General features: G+C 61.9%; 15 protein-coding genes and 1 pseudogene. 13 read left to right on the top strand and 3 right to left on the bottom strand.

Annotated elements, in window-relative coordinates:
• Positions 1-232 precede the first annotated feature (232 nt).
• The 9 genes and pseudogenes from ACSVIE_RS14540 to ACSVIE_RS14500 all read left to right on the top strand — a co-directional run bounded on the left by ACSVIE_RS14540 (position 233) and on the right by ACSVIE_RS14500 (position 8,393).
• Positions 233-1,579: a ParB/RepB/Spo0J family partition protein gene (locus ACSVIE_RS14540; protein WP_442424289.1), complete on the top strand. Its 1,347-nt coding sequence runs from the start codon at positions 233-235 to the stop codon at positions 1,577-1,579.
• Between the two features lie 727 nt (positions 1,580-2,306).
• Complete coding sequence (locus ACSVIE_RS14535; RefSeq protein WP_021474737.1) at positions 2,307-3,992, top strand: Mu transposase C-terminal domain-containing protein; 1,686 nt, start codon at positions 2,307-2,309, stop codon at positions 3,990-3,992.
• A 2-nt stretch (positions 3,993-3,994) separates the two neighbouring features.
• Positions 3,995-4,900 carry a TniB family NTP-binding protein gene (locus ACSVIE_RS14530; RefSeq protein ID WP_442424288.1) on the top strand — a complete coding sequence of 302 codons (906 nt, stop codon included), beginning with the start codon at positions 3,995-3,997 and terminating at the stop codon, positions 4,898-4,900.
• A pseudogene (locus tag ACSVIE_RS14525) lies at positions 4,897-5,382 on the top strand (TniQ family protein); the annotation flags it as partial. The gene ACSVIE_RS14530 and the pseudogene ACSVIE_RS14525, both read left to right, overlap by 4 nt.
• Before the next feature lie 123 nt (positions 5,383-5,505).
• Complete coding sequence (locus ACSVIE_RS14520; protein ID WP_267218057.1) at positions 5,506-5,844, top strand: hypothetical protein; 339 nt, start codon at positions 5,506-5,508, stop codon at positions 5,842-5,844.
• Between the two features lie 478 nt (positions 5,845-6,322).
• Positions 6,323-6,565 (top strand): hypothetical protein, encoded by a 243-nt coding sequence (locus tag ACSVIE_RS14515; protein WP_442424287.1) that lies wholly within the window; start codon positions 6,323-6,325, stop codon positions 6,563-6,565.
• A 547-nt stretch (positions 6,566-7,112) separates the two neighbouring features.
• On the top strand, positions 7,113-7,376 hold the full coding sequence (locus ACSVIE_RS14510) for a glutaredoxin family protein (protein ID WP_442424286.1): 264 nt from the start codon (positions 7,113-7,115) through the stop codon (positions 7,374-7,376).
• The gene (gene ssb, locus ACSVIE_RS14505) at positions 7,373-8,137 is read left to right on the top strand and encodes a single-stranded DNA-binding protein (RefSeq protein ID WP_442424285.1); all 765 of its coding nucleotides are present in this window, start codon (positions 7,373-7,375) and stop codon (positions 8,135-8,137) included. The genes ACSVIE_RS14510 and ssb overlap by 4 nt, the downstream gene beginning before the upstream one ends.
• Positions 8,124-8,393 carry a ParB family protein gene (locus tag ACSVIE_RS14500; RefSeq protein WP_442424284.1) on the top strand — a complete coding sequence of 90 codons (270 nt, stop codon included), beginning with the start codon at positions 8,124-8,126 and terminating at the stop codon, positions 8,391-8,393. The genes ssb and ACSVIE_RS14500 overlap by 14 nt, the downstream gene beginning before the upstream one ends.
• A gap of 353 nt (positions 8,394-8,746) precedes the next feature.
• Here the strand turns inward: ACSVIE_RS14500 and ACSVIE_RS14495 are convergent, their stop codons facing one another.
• The 3 genes from ACSVIE_RS14495 to ACSVIE_RS14485 form a co-directional block, all read right to left on the bottom strand.
• A complete protein-coding gene (locus ACSVIE_RS14495; RefSeq protein WP_442424283.1) occupies positions 8,747-9,100 on the bottom strand; it encodes a VOC family protein in 354 nt (117 codons plus the stop codon).
• A 444-nt stretch (positions 9,101-9,544) separates the two neighbouring features.
• Positions 9,545-9,856, bottom strand: coding sequence for a hypothetical protein (locus ACSVIE_RS14490; protein ID WP_442424282.1), 312 nt, complete (start codon positions 9,854-9,856; stop codon positions 9,545-9,547).
• A 31-nt stretch (positions 9,857-9,887) separates the two neighbouring features.
• Positions 9,888-10,580 carry a hypothetical protein gene (locus ACSVIE_RS14485; RefSeq protein ID WP_442424281.1) on the bottom strand — a complete coding sequence of 231 codons (693 nt, stop codon included), beginning with the start codon at positions 10,578-10,580 and terminating at the stop codon, positions 9,888-9,890.
• 237 nt (positions 10,581-10,817) lie between these two features.
• Between ACSVIE_RS14485 and ACSVIE_RS14480 the strand changes: the two genes are divergently transcribed.
• From ACSVIE_RS14480 to ACSVIE_RS14465, 4 genes are read left to right on the top strand one after another with little or no spacing between them, the layout of a single operon-like run.
• Positions 10,818-11,210 (top strand): plasmid mobilization protein, encoded by a 393-nt coding sequence (locus ACSVIE_RS14480; protein WP_442424280.1) that lies wholly within the window; start codon positions 10,818-10,820, stop codon positions 11,208-11,210.
• Between the two features lie 3 nt (positions 11,211-11,213).
• Positions 11,214-12,842, top strand: a complete 1,629-nt coding sequence (locus tag ACSVIE_RS14475) for a relaxase/mobilization nuclease domain-containing protein (RefSeq protein ID WP_442424279.1) — start codon at positions 11,214-11,216, stop codon at positions 12,840-12,842.
• 30 nt (positions 12,843-12,872) lie between these two features.
• Positions 12,873-14,102, top strand: coding sequence for a hypothetical protein (locus tag ACSVIE_RS14470; RefSeq protein ID WP_442424278.1), 1,230 nt, complete (start codon positions 12,873-12,875; stop codon positions 14,100-14,102).
• A 43-nt stretch (positions 14,103-14,145) separates the two neighbouring features.
• The gene (locus ACSVIE_RS14465; protein ID WP_442424277.1) at positions 14,146-14,526 is read left to right on the top strand and encodes a hypothetical protein; all 381 of its coding nucleotides are present in this window, start codon (positions 14,146-14,148) and stop codon (positions 14,524-14,526) included.
• Positions 14,527-15,514 lie beyond the last annotated feature (988 nt).

Here is a 15,514-nt window from a genome sequence, read left to right as displayed (position 1 = left end):
TAGCCCCTCCGCAAGCTCCGGGGCCTGCGGTGCAGGAAATGTCCCTACGGCGCTCCTGCGTCGCTTATTTCCTCCGGGAATTTCCCACACCTTGCCCAAGGGTAGACAGGCCTCCGTCGGCCACAGCTCCGCAAGCTTCGCCAGCAGCCAAAAAACAACGGGGGAGGAAAGAAAGTAGCTGGCTTAGGTCACACCGCTCCCTCACCCATTCCTCTGCAAAGGACACACAACCATGAACGCAACACCCACGCTCGAAATGCTTGACCCCAACGCCCTGACCGTGGACGTCAACGTCCGCAAGGAAGCCGGACTCACCAAGGAGTTCGTAGCCAGCATCAAAGAACACGGTGTGCTGGTCCCCGTTGTCGCCCACCGGACCGAGGACGGAACCGTGCACGTCCTGATGGGGCAGCGCCGCACCCTTGGAGCCATCGAAGCAGGAGCCACGACCATTCCCGTGCTCGTCGGGGACACGCCCGAAGAAGCGGAACGACTCGCGACGCAGGTAGTCGAGAACGACCACCGCAGCGCACTGACAGACGGCGACCGGGCCGAAGCCTTCCACCAAATGGCGTTGTTGGGAGTGAGCGCCAGCGTTATTGCCCGGAAGATGGGAGCCAAGAAAGCACTGGTGGAAACCGCGCTGAAGGTCAAAGCGAACCCCACCGCCGCCCAGGCACTGGACCAAGGCCTGACGCTGGAACAGTCCGCCGTGATCGAGGAATTCGCAGACGACGCCGACGCCGTGGCCCTACTCGAAAGCCTCGCCATCGAGAACCCCGGCAACTTCGCCCACCGGGCGCAGCGGCTCAGGGACGAGCGCAAGAACAACGCTCTGCTCGCAGAAGCCTGCGCCGAAGCTGCCAGCAAAGGCCTGACCGTGCTCGAGGAAGACCCCGGCTACTACGACTACAAGGGACCCGCCGCCATGATCTCCGCCCTGACCACCGTCAAGGGCGAACGCCTCAGCGAGGCCGACGCCGACGCCGTTTACATCGGCATCGGATACAGCGGTTTGGTGACGCGGTTCGCCGTCGCAGACTGGAAAGCCCGTGGACTGCGGAAAGACGGCAAAGCCCCGGCAGGAGGGATGACCGAGGAGGAAAAGGCCGCACGACGGGAAATCATTGAAAACAACAAAGCCATGGACTCGGCCGAGGTGGTACGGAGGGAGTTCATCAAAACCCTGCTGACCCGCAAGGCCCTGCCAAAGAACGCCCAGAAGTTCATCGCCCACACGATCGCCCATTCGAGCTACATCCTGACCAAGGCCTTGAACAAGACCGAAATCACGGCCGAGTTGCTGGGCACCGGAACCGGGTACGGCGAGTTCGCCGCCTACGTGGACAAGCCCACCACCAAACCCGAAACCGTCACCCTCGCCACGATGATCACCGCCTACGAAGCAAATATCGACCGCACGAGCTGGCGGAGCCGTAACAGCGACACCCGCTACTACCTCACCCAGCTCACCGCCTGGGGATACGAACCCAGCGACGTAGAAACCATCATCCTCACCAACCCCACCACGGAAACCGAGGAAACCGCGGAAGGAGCGGACGAAACCGAAGCCGCCTAGATCCCTTTGCCGGGCGGAACCCCCACCGCCCGGCAAAACCCCCGCAACCCCGCCACGAACAGGGCCGCGAACCTCCCGTACGCCGGGCGGTCCGCCGCCCCGGGCGAACCATGGCAGCCGGTCACCAGCGGCGGACCGCCACCCAACGCCACCAGGCAGGTACTCATCCAGGTGCCGCGCTATCTTTGTGGCCGCCTGCCTCGCAGATCACCAGAGGCCTGTTGTTGCCAGGACGCTACTGGTCTCAAACCGAACCGAGGACAAGAGCCCCGCAACATGCATGCAGAGGAATCCCCGCTGACGAGGCCAAGCGATCCGTCCTGTACGGTGGAGCTCAGGTTTCCTTTTGCAGAGGGAAAACACGGATGGGCCGGCACACAGTGCCGGCCCATCCGCTCTTAAAGCATCATCCCCATAAACCGGGCACCTGGGACACGAGAGGCGACCCCGGCCCGCCACCGGCTGTGGAACGGTTCCTTTCAGCCGGGACGACACCTTGGGATAACCAGGATCACCTGACGCGGGCACCGGAACCCCACGTCCAGGGCAGCTCCTCAAGACGCCGGGGGAGTACCGCCGGACTACTTGTCATTTTCAGAAGCTGACGGCACAAAGTTCCCGCTGATTCCGGGAGTTGTGCACAGCACTTGTGAACACTGGTTGCGCGATAGTCCCGTGCATTATGGTGCTTTTGTTCGGTACTCCTGTTCCCCAAGAGGAGGCAGGCATGGATGCAGATCCGCGTCGTGTTGCTGCCGATGGGCAGCTGACGATGTCGGATGCCGCGTGGGAACAGGCCAAGACTCGTGCCGCAGTGATCGGGGCGTTGGCGCAGCGCCAGAGCCCCAGCGGTGCTGCCGTTGACCAAGCGGCCGCGGAGCTTGGTATCTCCCCACGCAGGGTCTACGTGTTGCTTGCACGGTACCGCCAAGGAGCGGGTCTCGTAACTGACCTGGCGGTCCATCGTTCCACCGGAGGCAAAGGCCGAAACCGGCTGCCCGAACCCGTCGAGCAAATCACCCGCGACCTGATCCGCCGGCGGTTCATGACGCGCCAAAAACTCTCTGTCGCCGCGCTCCACCGGGAGATTGCCCAGGCTTGCACGCAGAAAGGCCTGAAGCCCCCGACACGGAACACGGTGGATCGGCGTATTTCCATGCTCAACCCGGTTGAAGTGGGACGCCGCAGGGAAGGGCCGGATGCAGTGAGGACCCTGCAGGCCGCCGGCGGTAAGGTGCCGCTGATCCCTTCGGTTCTGGATCAGGTACAGATCGACCACACGATCATCGATGTGGTCATCGTCGACGAAAGGGAACGCCAGTCGATAGGCCGCCCCTATCTGACTGTGGCCATCGACGTTTTCAGCAGAGCTCTTGTGGGCATGGTAGTGACGCTGGAACCTCCATCGGCCGTGTCTGTGGGTTTGTGCCTGGCCCACGCCGTTGGTGACAAGCGTCCTTGGCTTGAGCGGCTCGGCTTGGAGGTGGATTGGTCGATGAGCGGCAAACCGAAATCGTTGTTTCTGGATAACGCGTCCGAGTTCAAGAGCGAGGCGTTGCGTCGTGGCTGCGAGCAGCACGGCATTGGATTGTCTTACCGTCCACTTGGACAACCCCACTACGGCGGCATCGTCGAACGCGTCATCGGCACGGCCATGCGCAGGATCCACGAGCTTCCAGGAACGACGTTTTCCAACCCCGGGGAGCGGGGTCGGTATGACTCGGAGAGGCTGGCTGCCCTGACGCTGCCGGAGCTTGAGAAGTGGCTGGTGCTGGCTGTTGCCAGCTATCACGGCACCGTGCACAGCACCTTGGGACAAACCCCGGCGGCCAAATGGGCCGTCGGGGTAGCGGCCACCGGCGTGCCAGCCGTTGCCGCTAACCAGACGTCGTTCCTGGTGGACTTCCTCCCGGTCATCCGCCGCACGCTGACCCGAACGGGTTTCGTCGTCGATCATGTCCACTACTTCGCGAACGCTTTGAAACCGTGGATCAGCCACCGCGGCAAGCTGGAGCCGTTCATCATTCGACGCGATCCCCGCGATATCAGCCGGATCTGGGTGTTGGAACCGGACGGGCGCCACTACGTCGAGGTCCCGTACCGATCGATCGCCAATCCTCCCATCAGCATGTGGGAGCACCGGCAGGCCCTGGCCCGGTTACACGATCTCGGTGCCGCCCAAGTGGACGAGGCGGCACTGTTCCGCATGATCGAGCAAATGCGCCGGGTCACCGAGACTGCTGTGAAAACGACCAAGCGTATCCGCAGGGAAAACGAACGGCGTAGACACGCCAAGGACCCGGGCCGACACGACCCCACCCCGTCGAAAGTGCCGCCGCCACCGGACAGCGCGAGAGGAAACGACCCGGAAGAGGTTTCCGTTCAACCCTTCGAACAGATCGAGGAGTGGTGACCGTGGAAATTAACGGGACCGGGGATTTACTGCATCTGCATCCCGTAGCGCGGGAGGTGGCAAAGTTGCCCTCCCAGGAGAGACTGCGGCGCATCCGCGCGGATCGGTGGATCGGCTATCCCAAGGCCTTGGACGCGATTGCCCGTTTGGAAGTACTGCTCAGCTGGCCGAAGAAGCAGCGGATGCCCAACCTCCTGCTGGTTGGGCCAACGAACAATGGCAAGACCATGATCGTTGAGCGATTCCATCGATTGCATCCGCCCGTCACGGGAACGGACGGCGAAAACATCCCAATCGTGTGCATGCAAATGCCCTCCGAACCCTCGGAGCTTCGGTTCTACACCGCCCTTCTTAATGCGATGGGCGCGCCCTTCCGGTCAAACCTGCGTCTTCCCGAAGCCGAACGCCTGGCTCTTTCGCTCCTGCTCGAAGTCGACGCCCGGATGCTCGTGATCGATGAGTTCCACAATGTTCTGGCCGGCCGCGGTGAGAAACGCGAGTTCCTGAACCTGCTCCGGTATCTGGGCAACGAGCTGCGCATCCCGCTCGTCGGCGTCGGCACCCGGGAGGCCTATCTGGCTGTCCGGTCCGATGACCAGCTTGAGAACAGGTTCGAACCGTTCATTCTGCCGCTCTGGGAAGTGGGGATGGAGGCCCGGTCGCTGTTGGCCAGTTTCGCCCCGGCATTCCCCTTGCGCTTACCGTCGGTCATCGAAACCGAGGACATGGCCAGGTATCTGCTGGCCCGCAGTGAAGGCACCATCGGTGAACTCGCCCACCTCCTCACGGCGGCCGCGGTCGCTGCCGTGGAAACAGGCGAGGAACGGATCAACCACCGGACCCTGACCCTGGCGGACTACATCGGGCCAACGGAGCGGCGCAGGCTTTTCGAAAAACAACTGCAGTGACCGTGGTGCGGCGCTGGCCCGTTCACCCGGCACCGATCCCCGGCGAAGCGCTGTCGTCCTGGCTTCGACGAATCGCCGACCGCTACGACGTCCACCTCGAAGATCTCGTCGCTGATCTGGGCTTTTGGCCCGGATGGGCCGCGGACCTGGACACCTGCCCACCCGGACGTTTCGCCCAGGAGCTCTCGAGTAGAACCGGCGTTGATACACGCCGGATCCGGAGAATGAGCCTCAGCGGCTGGTCACCATGGCTCCTGGACCAGACTGAACCAGACCCCGGGCTGTTCGCGAAGTACACGCGACAATTCGCCGTGCTCCTGCCAGCGGAAATACGGTGGCCGCGAGAGATCTACCCGTGGATGCCATGGTGTCCGACTCGCCCGGCAGTGCGGGCATGCCCGCACTGCATCGAGACCACGGCACCGCCCTACCCTTACCAATTGTTGTGGCTGTTGCCGCTGACGCTTAGCTGCCCATCCCATGGATGTCTTCTGGAAACCCGGACGAAGTCGCCCAACTACTTCGCTGGCTGGGAATACAGGACGCCATCGCCGAGGCCTGTCCCGGCCACGGTGTTGGCGATGGACACACGAACCTGGCAGGCCATGGCGACTGGCAGAGTCCAGCTGCTCAGCCAGCAGGTCAAGGCCGGGACCTGGTTCCGATTGATGCGCACTATCATCGACGAGCTCAATGCACCCCTGACCGAGTGCCGGACAGCAAATCGCATGATCATGGGGATCTGGGATCAGGCCGGCCATGGCGGGCGGGTAGGACCTTTGAAATGGCAACCCCACGAGGGGTACACGATCGACAGCCAGATCCGGACACTCGAGGCAACGGCGACGGCGATTCAACTGCTTGAGAGCGACACCGTCAGCGGCAGGGGCCCAGACTCCGCCTTCTTTCGGGGGCTACAGACCCGAGACGGCGGGGAGCCGTGAGGCGCAGGAATCGCTCAACCCATGGATCTTGCCTTTGCGGAATTTAGAATAAGTAGCGGGTAAAGTGATCAATTCCGTCAAACGGTCAGGGTCCGGATGTGGTGTCACTTTGGCCGGCGCCCGCAGCGAAGGTTGCAAGAACCCCCGAAGCCGAAGAACCAGATGCCGGCAAAGGCAAACCCGGCCAACGCTGTTGCCGCGATGGCCAATTTGTTGGTTGGGGGATGCCCAGTGATGCGTTCGCAGTTGATGTACTCACAATTCCCCCGTTTCGTAAGTGGCGGATGAGTCCAGCCGGGGCATCGGCCACCCGGAATGTTCCTCCGCGATGACGCAACGATCATCATTCAACCGTTGCAATACCAGCGTCCGCCGCGCCTACGGCGGCACGGCCGAAGAAAATGATCGGCGGCTACCTGCCATGACCCACGGTTAGGATCTATCAACAACAGGGGAATGTACTCGGCTTGGGGGAGCTATGAAGATGATCATTCTGGCCATTGCCGTGTGGGTGTTAACCGGCCTGATCGCCGTTTTGGGAGTTACCGCTGGTGCCACTATCTGGGCGTACATGGAACCGGTAGTCGATACCGCGCCCATGCCAGTGAGCTACTTCGCGGCAGCCAGTGTCGGTTTCCTGGCCCTGCTTCTGAGCTTGGGTGTCAGCGTAGGCATTACCGTCCACGCCGCTCGGTGTAATGCCAGCAGCAAGACCTTCTGACCACACTTTGGGGCGGAACGTCGCTTCAGAGCGGCAGCCCCGCTTGGGCCCCTTCCCCATGGGACGAAGCTAACTGGCCCGGCCAACCAACCGCGCGACATCGGTTTTCTCAGCCGGGACGACTCAGGAAACCCCTTAGTTACGGGTGAATGAAAGGTCGCCGAGGCGTGACAAGGCTATTCAAACGGGCCAAAACCCAAAGATTTTCCCGGCAGGGCTGAATACGCCAGGATCGGTTCTGCAGAGGACTTGTGACCTCTGGGTGCTCTCTACTCCTGTGCAAAGAACGCCAATCTCTGCTCGCAGTACCCACAGAATGACCTATTGAAGGGGACTTCTGACATTTTGTGCCGTCAGCTTCTGAAAATGACATATGTCCACCCTGGCCGGACCCAGCATCGGTTCTGTCTGCGGGAAATCTACAGGTATCAAAACCTCTAAAACACGGGCTAAAACGCATTGTTTTCTACCTGAATAACGGTAGAATTGAGGTATCAAGTCGACCAGACGAACGAAACCAGAACTGATACGAAACGTAGGACTGACGATGACCTCTTCAACCCCTGATTACACGGTGTACACCAAGCCCGGCTGTCCGAACTGCGTCAAGACGATGGAGTACTTCGACCGCAAAGGCATCACCTACAGCGCCGTCGACATCACCAAAGTTCCTGAAGCGCTGACGTATATCTGCGAGGATCTTGGCTACTCTGAGGCGCCGGTCGTAGTTAGTGCCGATGGTGAAAATCATTGGTCGGGGATCCGGATGGACAAGCTGACTCAGGCGGCGCTGCGCCGTAAAGTGGCATGAGCGCCCTTGAGGCCTGGAAGGCCAACGAACGGTTCCGGCTCAGCGGCCGCCGGCAGGACGACCTCGAAGAGTTCGGCCGCACCGCGAACCCCACGGGACGGATCAACGTCCCCGTCACCAACCCCTACACCGACACCGCAAGCGACACGGAGTACGATGTCGCGCCGGCGGGTGGGTCCTTGGTGATGCCAGGTCTTCCGGACTGGCCCATGGACACCACTTTCGGATATCCCTTCACGGACACCACCGCCACGCACCACCCCTCCACGGACGCCGTCGGTGCCGGGCCTGCTGAGAGCGGAACCGAAGGCGCAGCGGATCCGGCAGGGGAGCCCGCGGAAGCCCCGGCAACCCCTGGTGATGCACCCGCGGGGGAATCGGTCACGGTGATCGGCAACCTCGTCGCCGACCCGCGGCTGACGGAACTGGGCACCGGTGCCGTGGTAGCGAACTTCACCATCGCTTCCACACCACGGATCTACAACGACGACACCAAGCAGTGGGCGGACGGGGAGACGGTCTTCCTGCGCGCGAGTGCTTGGAACGCAACAGCCCGGCACGCTCAAGCGTCGCTGATGAAAGGTTCCCGGGTCATCGCCGTCGGAACAATCAAGTCCCGCACGTTCCAAGGCAAAGACGGGCAGCCCAAAACAGTGAAGGAATTGGTCGTGGAAGACGTGGCGGTGTCCTTGAAGTTCCAGGGCGTCGTTGTTGAGCGTGACCAACAACGACGACGTCGGGAGGACCGTGCAGCGGGCTAAACGCGACGATAACTCCATCACTGCCAAGTTCACCCGGGATGACGCGGAACAGATCCGCGCCGTCGTGAAGAACGTGGGCGTGCTGGAGGGTTATGGTTCGGTGAACGATTTCGTCGAAGCCGCTGTGAAACGGGAGCTGCGGCGGATCCAGCGCAAGTACAACGGCGGGAAGGAATGGGAGGGCATCAAGGCCGGCGGCCTCCGGCCAGGACGACGGACACGCGCCGAAACAGCAGCCCACGAAGACCACTCATAAACCCCGGTGACGCACCGGAAGGTGAGCCACGCATCGCCACCTTCAGTGAGATGGCATTTTTGTCTTCACCGAAGAACAAAAAGGGCCGGCAGTTGCCGGCCCTTTTTCTGCCTTCACTCTCCACGCACCCGGAACCGTACACACGGTGCACGGACGCTTGCCCGGGCTGTCGGGCGGCCGGGATGAAGTTGAGGCATCCGGCACCTGGATCTGGCAGGACGACACGTCAGAAGGCTCCACCCAGTGGGGTGGAGCATTCTTGCTGTGAGAAGCCTTTGGGATTGGTTCCCGGTAGGGGCTGGATGCTCTTGTGGGTTGTTGGGTCGGCTAGGTTGTTGCCGCGTCGAGGGTGTTCAGCGGTCGACGATCAGCAGGGTGTTCTGGTCCGGGTCGGTGGCGGTGAACCAGAAGCATGTTTGGTCGTCACCGGTGACGTCGCTGGGTTCGCCGTCGTTCCGGGTCAAACGGTCGTGTGTCGCGTGCAGGTCTTCTGCGAGGAGGTTGAACGGCGCCCAGGGCAGGCCGGGTGGTGAGCTGATCCTGCTGGCCGGCCCGAGCAGTGAGAGCCGGTGGCCCGAGGCCCCGGTCTGGAGGACTGCGGCATGTTCTTCAACACTGATGGGGCGCATGTCGAAGGTTTCGGCGAACCATTCCGCTGATGCCCGGGTGTCACTGACGGGGAGAAAAACGCTTCCAATCTTCGTCATGAGCAGAGTCTAAACATCCCTTTTCGACAACATCGGCCAACGAATTCCGGTACGGGCTGTTCTGCCATGGGCCGTGCCGGTCCCGAACCCCATGCACGCATTGGTCAGCCCATGGTGTTTCGGGACACGGTCCTTCCGTGCCGGGCTCCGTCCAAAGGCGTTGCAACTGCGCTCTTGCCGTCAGTGTCCTGGCGGAAAAGAACCCGGCCAACGATGCCCGGAGGAGCCGGCAGCGGGGGTCTTGACCTCCGGGTAAGTTGGCCGTTCTGGTGACCACCTTCGGGCGGAGGCTGTGCACGGCCACCGCTCCCTCAAGGGTTTGTCTTGAAGGGGTGGCGTGGTGGTGGTTGTGTGCAGCCGCTCAGGTGGGTCCCGTCGTCCACCTGGGTGCGGGAAAAGCCCGGAGGTTTTTAGCTTTTGCCGTGCCCGGGTGGGCGAGGGGCTTCAGAGCTGATGGGCGGTTCCGCTACCTGCCAGGTCGGTGTCCGCGGCGGGGGTGATGGTGGATTTGGTCTGCGTTTTCCGGCGCCGTCCGGCGGCGGCTGGTTCGAGGCCGAGTTTCTTGAGTTCTTCCGGGCTCCAGCCGTCGCGGGTGGCCTTGACGTAGGCGCGTTTGTCGTCGCGTTCTGCGTTGGCGAGTTGTTCTTTGAGGTCGGTGACGCGCTGTCGGGCTTTGACGAGTTCTTCGACTGTTTTGATGCGTGAGTTGAGGAGGGCGCGGGCCTGGTCTTTGGTGCGTTCGATATCGATGGGCATGCTGCGTTTGCCTTTCCTTGGATGGGTTGGTTCAGCGTCCGTAACCGGCACTGATCACTGGTCTCTGTGCGGGGCCGCTTGCTGCGGCGGCGGGAGCCGCTGCAGCAGGTGCTGCTGTGGCGCTGTGGGGGTAGGAGAGGGCGACGGTTCTGAGGCTTTTGGGCATGAGGAAGCGCCCGTCGGGGTCGTATTGTTCTGCGTATTTGTCGATGACTTCGTCCAGGGTGGGCTGGTGGTAGGCAGCGGTGACCTGGTCGCGGGTGGGTAGTTCTTTGGCGACCTGTTCGGCGAGCACCCCGGCGTGCTGTACACGCGAGGCGGGAAGAGCCTGGGTGAGGGCTTCTTCGATGGCCGGCTGGACCGCGGCCTGTTCCGGTGTCAGCGCCACCGGGGCCGTCCTGGCGGCGGTGTCCACGGACGGCGCGGCCGTGGCCGCGGGGCCCGGGGGAATGGTTGCGGTGATGAAGACGGCGTAGCCATCTTCTCCGATGCTGGCCGTGGCGCCGGTGGCGTTGCGGAGATGTTCGGTAGCGAGGCCGTCGATGACACCGCCGACGAGGTAGTCGGAGCTGTGGAGCAGTTGGGTGGCTTTGTCGAGCAGGTGCATGCCGGGTGCACGTTCGATATCGAATCTGACGTGGACGTGTTCGGGATGGCTTTCGTTCGCTTCCCGGTATCGGGCTTCGGCCAGGCGCGGAGCGCCGTTGGTGTCTTCGTTCAGCATGGTCCCCCCAAAGGCTTGTGACTGGTTCAGACCCAACCAACCCTAACCACCAAAAGCACCCCGCCACGGGATATCGGTGGGCGTGCCGCCAAACCAAACGACCCGGAGCAAGCTATACACTTACACGGGTGTAAGTGGCTTGTTGTCCTCGACACTGGTGGTCGAGTACGGCACACTGGTCAGTGTGGTCCCCGGTTCGGGGTCGCTGCGCTGGGCCTTTGAGGGAGGGGATTGGAAATGTCGGAAGAGGAGAGCACACACCGTCCCAATCTGTCGCGCCGTCGGCGTGCGAACTCTCCCGCAGGGTCGAAGAAGCGTCGGGAGGTGTGGGTCACGGCCGAGGAGGAAGCCGCACTGGTTGCGCGGGCCGAACGGGAGAAAGTGACCGTCCCGAACCTGCTGGTCTCGTCGGCCCTGGCCGAGCGGACTGATTCGCCGACCGAGCGCCGGGCCATCGGCGCTGAGCTGATGCAGCTGCACAATTTGTTGGCCCGTTCGTCGAACAACATCAACCAGCTCGCACGTCAGGCCAACGCCACGAATGAGTTTCCAGTCGAGGCCCGCGAAGCGCTGAAGCATCTCCGTTCAGTGGCCATGCGTATTGACCGTGCCATTGAGGGGTTGATGTAAGGGATGATTCCGAACATCACTCGCGGTTCGCGCATGGCTGGCCTGATGGTGTACCTGGCGTCCACGGATACGGATAGGACGAAGAACGCGCACACCGACCCGCACCTAGTGGCCGGTGACGCGGCGATCATGAGCTGGTACGACGACGGCGTACTTGACCACGATGACGCTCTTGCTATTGCCAAGCACCTTGACCAGCCACGGAAGCTCTTCGGGGTCTCGGTCCAGGTCAAGGATTTCCAGTGGGACGCTGCCAAGAAGCAGCGTGTTCACGTCGGATACAAGGACGCCAGCGTCTGGCACTGCTCCCTGAGTTTGCGCGCCGAGGAAGGTGCGCTGACGGACCAGCAATGGGGCGATATCGCCAACGACTTTGTTGATGCCATGGGCTTCACCGCGGCCAGCGGAAAAGCCCAATGCCGCTGGGCAGCGATCAACCACGGCACGAGCGAAAACGGCAACCACCACATCCACATCGCGGTGTCCCTGGTGCGTGAAGATGGCACGAAGGCATCCACTCATGGGGACTACAAGAAGGCGCAGCAGACCTGCCGCGAACTGGAAGTTAAGTACGGCCTGGAACAGCTGTCCACCGTGTACGCCACCCGTGGTTACGACCGGGCAGAGAAGGCAACTGCGGTACGTGACGAACGGGAAATGCACCGTATGTCCCTGGCTCGGAAGGTACGTGCCAGCGCCAGCGCGTCAGCAACCGAAGGCGAGTTCGTACGTCGCGCCCGTGACACCGGAATGCTGCTCCGTCCCCGGTACGCGAAGAACACCACCGACGTCATCGTTGGGTACTCCGTGGCTGAACGGCCTAAGCCGGGGGAGCGTCCCATCTGGTTCGGTGGTGGCACCCTCGCCTCGGACTTGAAGCTCGGTGCCCTGCGTGAAGCCTGGATGGACTCACCCCACGCCGCGACCGAGGCCGCAGCTGAATGGAACGCCGCTGCACGCAACAAGCACACCGTCACCAGGACCGGACCAGAGAAGGCGACGCCATCGCCCCAGGTATGGGTCGAATACACCCGCAACGCCACAGCCCTTGCCGAACAACTACGCTCCATCCCGCTTGAAGATCATGCCACCTGGGCAAAGGCAGCACGGGACGTTTCCGGAGCCTTTGCAGCATGGTCACACCGTCTCGAAGCCACGCCCGGGCCGCTCGCAGCTACGGCTGCTGAGCTGTCCCGCACCGCCCAACTCCATGCACCCCAAGCGCACAGCAAACCTGTTGCCCTGCCGTCCATTGCCGGCACCGCGATGTTGTTCCTGGCGGCATCGTCCAAGAACAAGACAGCGGCTCAAGCGGCGCTGATGGTGCAGCTGGCCAACATGGCAGCCGCGATTTACGACATGCATCTGCAGTCCGGGCGGACGCGGGAAGCGGAGAGGATCCGGACTGTCGTTGCAACCCAGCTCAAACCGTTCGCGGCAACGATGCCCCGCCCCGTTGGTGTCGGAGCGGCCGGGCAGCCGGTAGAGCGTGAAGCTGCCCGGAACCCTGTGGAGCTTGGACTGCGCGGCATGGCACCTATCCGTCCTGGTTCGGTTGTTCCAGGAACAGCCACACCAGCCAAGACACCGACGCGAACTGGACGCGAATCCGGGCCCGTACTCGACCGATAAGAATCACACCACTAGTGCAAGGGGAACACCATGAGTGAATCAGACGGAATGGACGATGTCGTCGACGGCGGCCTGCGACAGTCACTGATGATTGCCTCCCGCATCGCCGAAACCTTGGCCCGAAAACGTCAGGAATCCCAGCGCCAACAGGAACACGCAGATTCACAAGCAACGCACGAAGCCGCCGCGCGCTTATCAGCTGAACGCAGCGCCGCCCACGCAGCCCTTGCCCCGGTCGAGAAAGACCAGTGGTGGGACAAAGCCCAAGCCTCCGACATCGCAACCGCACACACTTTCGCCGAGGCGTGGAAGGACCACGATCCCACAGCCCTTACAGCCGCCGAGAGGATCCGGCAGGAAGTCCTGACACGCTACGGCATCGACACCCACGACGTCGGCATGGACACCATGTACCTCGAGTCAGGCATCCAAACGGTCGCCACTGAGAAGGCGCGTCAGAATGCGCTGGACCTCAGTCAGGAAGAGGCACGCAAGGCGGCTGCTGAACATGAAAAGGCAATGCAGCTTCTGGCGGCTGCCCGCGCCGAAGAACTCCGTGCCCAAGCTGCGAAACTCGCCCCTGAACTGGAGCGCCACCAGGTGCCAGTGGAGTACCTGGCCAGCCCCGAACTGACCAAAGCCCTTCAGCAGGCACACAACGCGAAAACCCCCAAAGCGTTGGAGGTAGCGGACGCCGCGGTGAAGGAACGCATGTTCCTGATCGGCAAGGACGGCATCAACGGCCCCGACCTTGACCAGCTCCGTAAAGAAACCACTGCGAACGTCAACGGCGCCGGAGAAGAACACTTCAAAGACGCCGCCTTCGTAGCCGCCGCCAAAAACCTGCACGAAGCCAAACTCTTGGCAGAAGGTGGATTCAAGGGTGACAGATGGTCAACCCAGGAACAGCGGTATGAACGCGCCGAGAAGGAACTGTTTGCCCGCATTGAGAGCTTCGGCCCCGAGATCGAGACCCGCGTCACCGGCAGCGAGAGCATCCGACTGAAAGACCAAGGATTGAAGACCGAAAATGCTGCGCAGGTCGGCTACGGATCAGCCGAACACCAGGCAAGCTTCGCCCAGTCACTGGCCGGGACTGGGGCCAACGAAACGCAGATACGCGGCAGGCTCGCTGCCGCCCGAAGCGAAGGAACCCACCCCAGTACCGCCGTCACTACGGCAAAGGCAGCAAAAGCGCGCAAGACCAGCCGCGGCGTCGCAGCAGGTGCTGAGCGAAGCAAGAACGGTCCCAGCCGGTAGCCGAAATCCCGAACCCAAAACGAGCTCAAAGTTAGGGTGGAACATGGTCGACCAAGACAAGCAAAAACGGCCAGTCGAGGCATCAAACACCGATCGCAAGCCCAGGCCGAAGCGAAAGAGCTTCGCCCGCCGGCAGGAAGACGCCCGCAAATGGCTGGAACGCCTTGTACCGCCCGAGAAGATCACCGACGAACGCATTAGAGAACTCGCAGCCTACACCGACCGCTACCGGCCAGGATCCCGCTACCAGAAATCGCCGACGCCATGGTCAGAAATAGCGAACAGCCCACCTACGTGGGCAGAAGTCCGCGAAGTTATGGGGTGGGACCGCGTCCAAACACGCGAGGTACTCTTCCGTCTTCAAGCATCAAACAGCATCATCTTCACCGAGGACGCAGGGTCCCTGACCCTATGCCGCAGCTAATGACCATCAGCAATGCGGCAGACCGACTGACGGCACAACCGCCGCCGCGACGAGTTAACTCTGGGATGCGATGAAAGGCTAATTTTCACTTGTCTTGCGGAGGTACTCACGCAAACCAGGAATGGGGAAGTCGACCTTGCCATCGGCCGGAGCTTCGATGAGTCCGGCCGCGATGAGCCGGCTCCGTTATCGGCAACGATGCCTCAGAACTCAGGGTACTGGCTGGCACGTGGGGCAGGGCGAGGGAAATTCGCCGATCTCTTCCCACAGCCAGCCTTCAACGCATTCGGCGCGGGGACAACCTTCACCATGCTGGGACACCGGCGTAGTCCGTTTTGCCGAACGCAGCACTTTGCCGTCCTGCGTTCTGCTACCCGTGCCGAGCTGCCCCCCTTGTTTGCCGAGGCCTAGGCGAAGCGCGTTGGCGAGTATGCGCACGGCCATTAGAATCATCGACAGCAATCCGAAAACAACACGACGAAGCATCCCAACCCCCAACATTCGGTTCATCGGGAAGAACAGAAAGCTGTCCGCTTAGTCTTACCATGATCCGCCGGAATTACTCGAGACAGGACGTTCGGAGAGTAACGGCGCTTGCTCAAGAATAACTCAATGCGGGTGTTTCATGCCGAAGATTCGTCCGGCGCGATACGACATTTCGCCCAGTTATCGGGCTGGAGGACTATCAACGTCATCGGATCATATTCAGCCTCCAGGTATGTTCCCTGTAGGCCGTCGTCACGTCCGAAAAGTATGCGTCATGATGCCACTACTGTTGCTTCAACCGTCGGTTATGACATTTAGTTGGTTTCCTGAGTGTTTTCTGGGTGTCACCGGTGTGTGGGGGTTGCGGTGTTTCGTCGTGGTGTGGCGTGGTTGGTGGCTCTTCACGGTAGATGGTGAATCGGGTCTCGTGTCTTGAGAGCTGAAGGGCTCGTAGCCCTGCTGTGATGGATGTTCTCTACGCATTCATCAAGTCAGGAGCTAC

The sequence above is a fragment of the Paenarthrobacter sp. NCHU4564 genome (assembly GCF_052156435.1).
In the GTDB taxonomy this organism is placed as follows: domain Bacteria; phylum Actinomycetota; class Actinomycetes; order Actinomycetales; family Micrococcaceae; genus Arthrobacter.
This window is presented reverse-complemented; position numbering and strand designations above follow the sequence as displayed.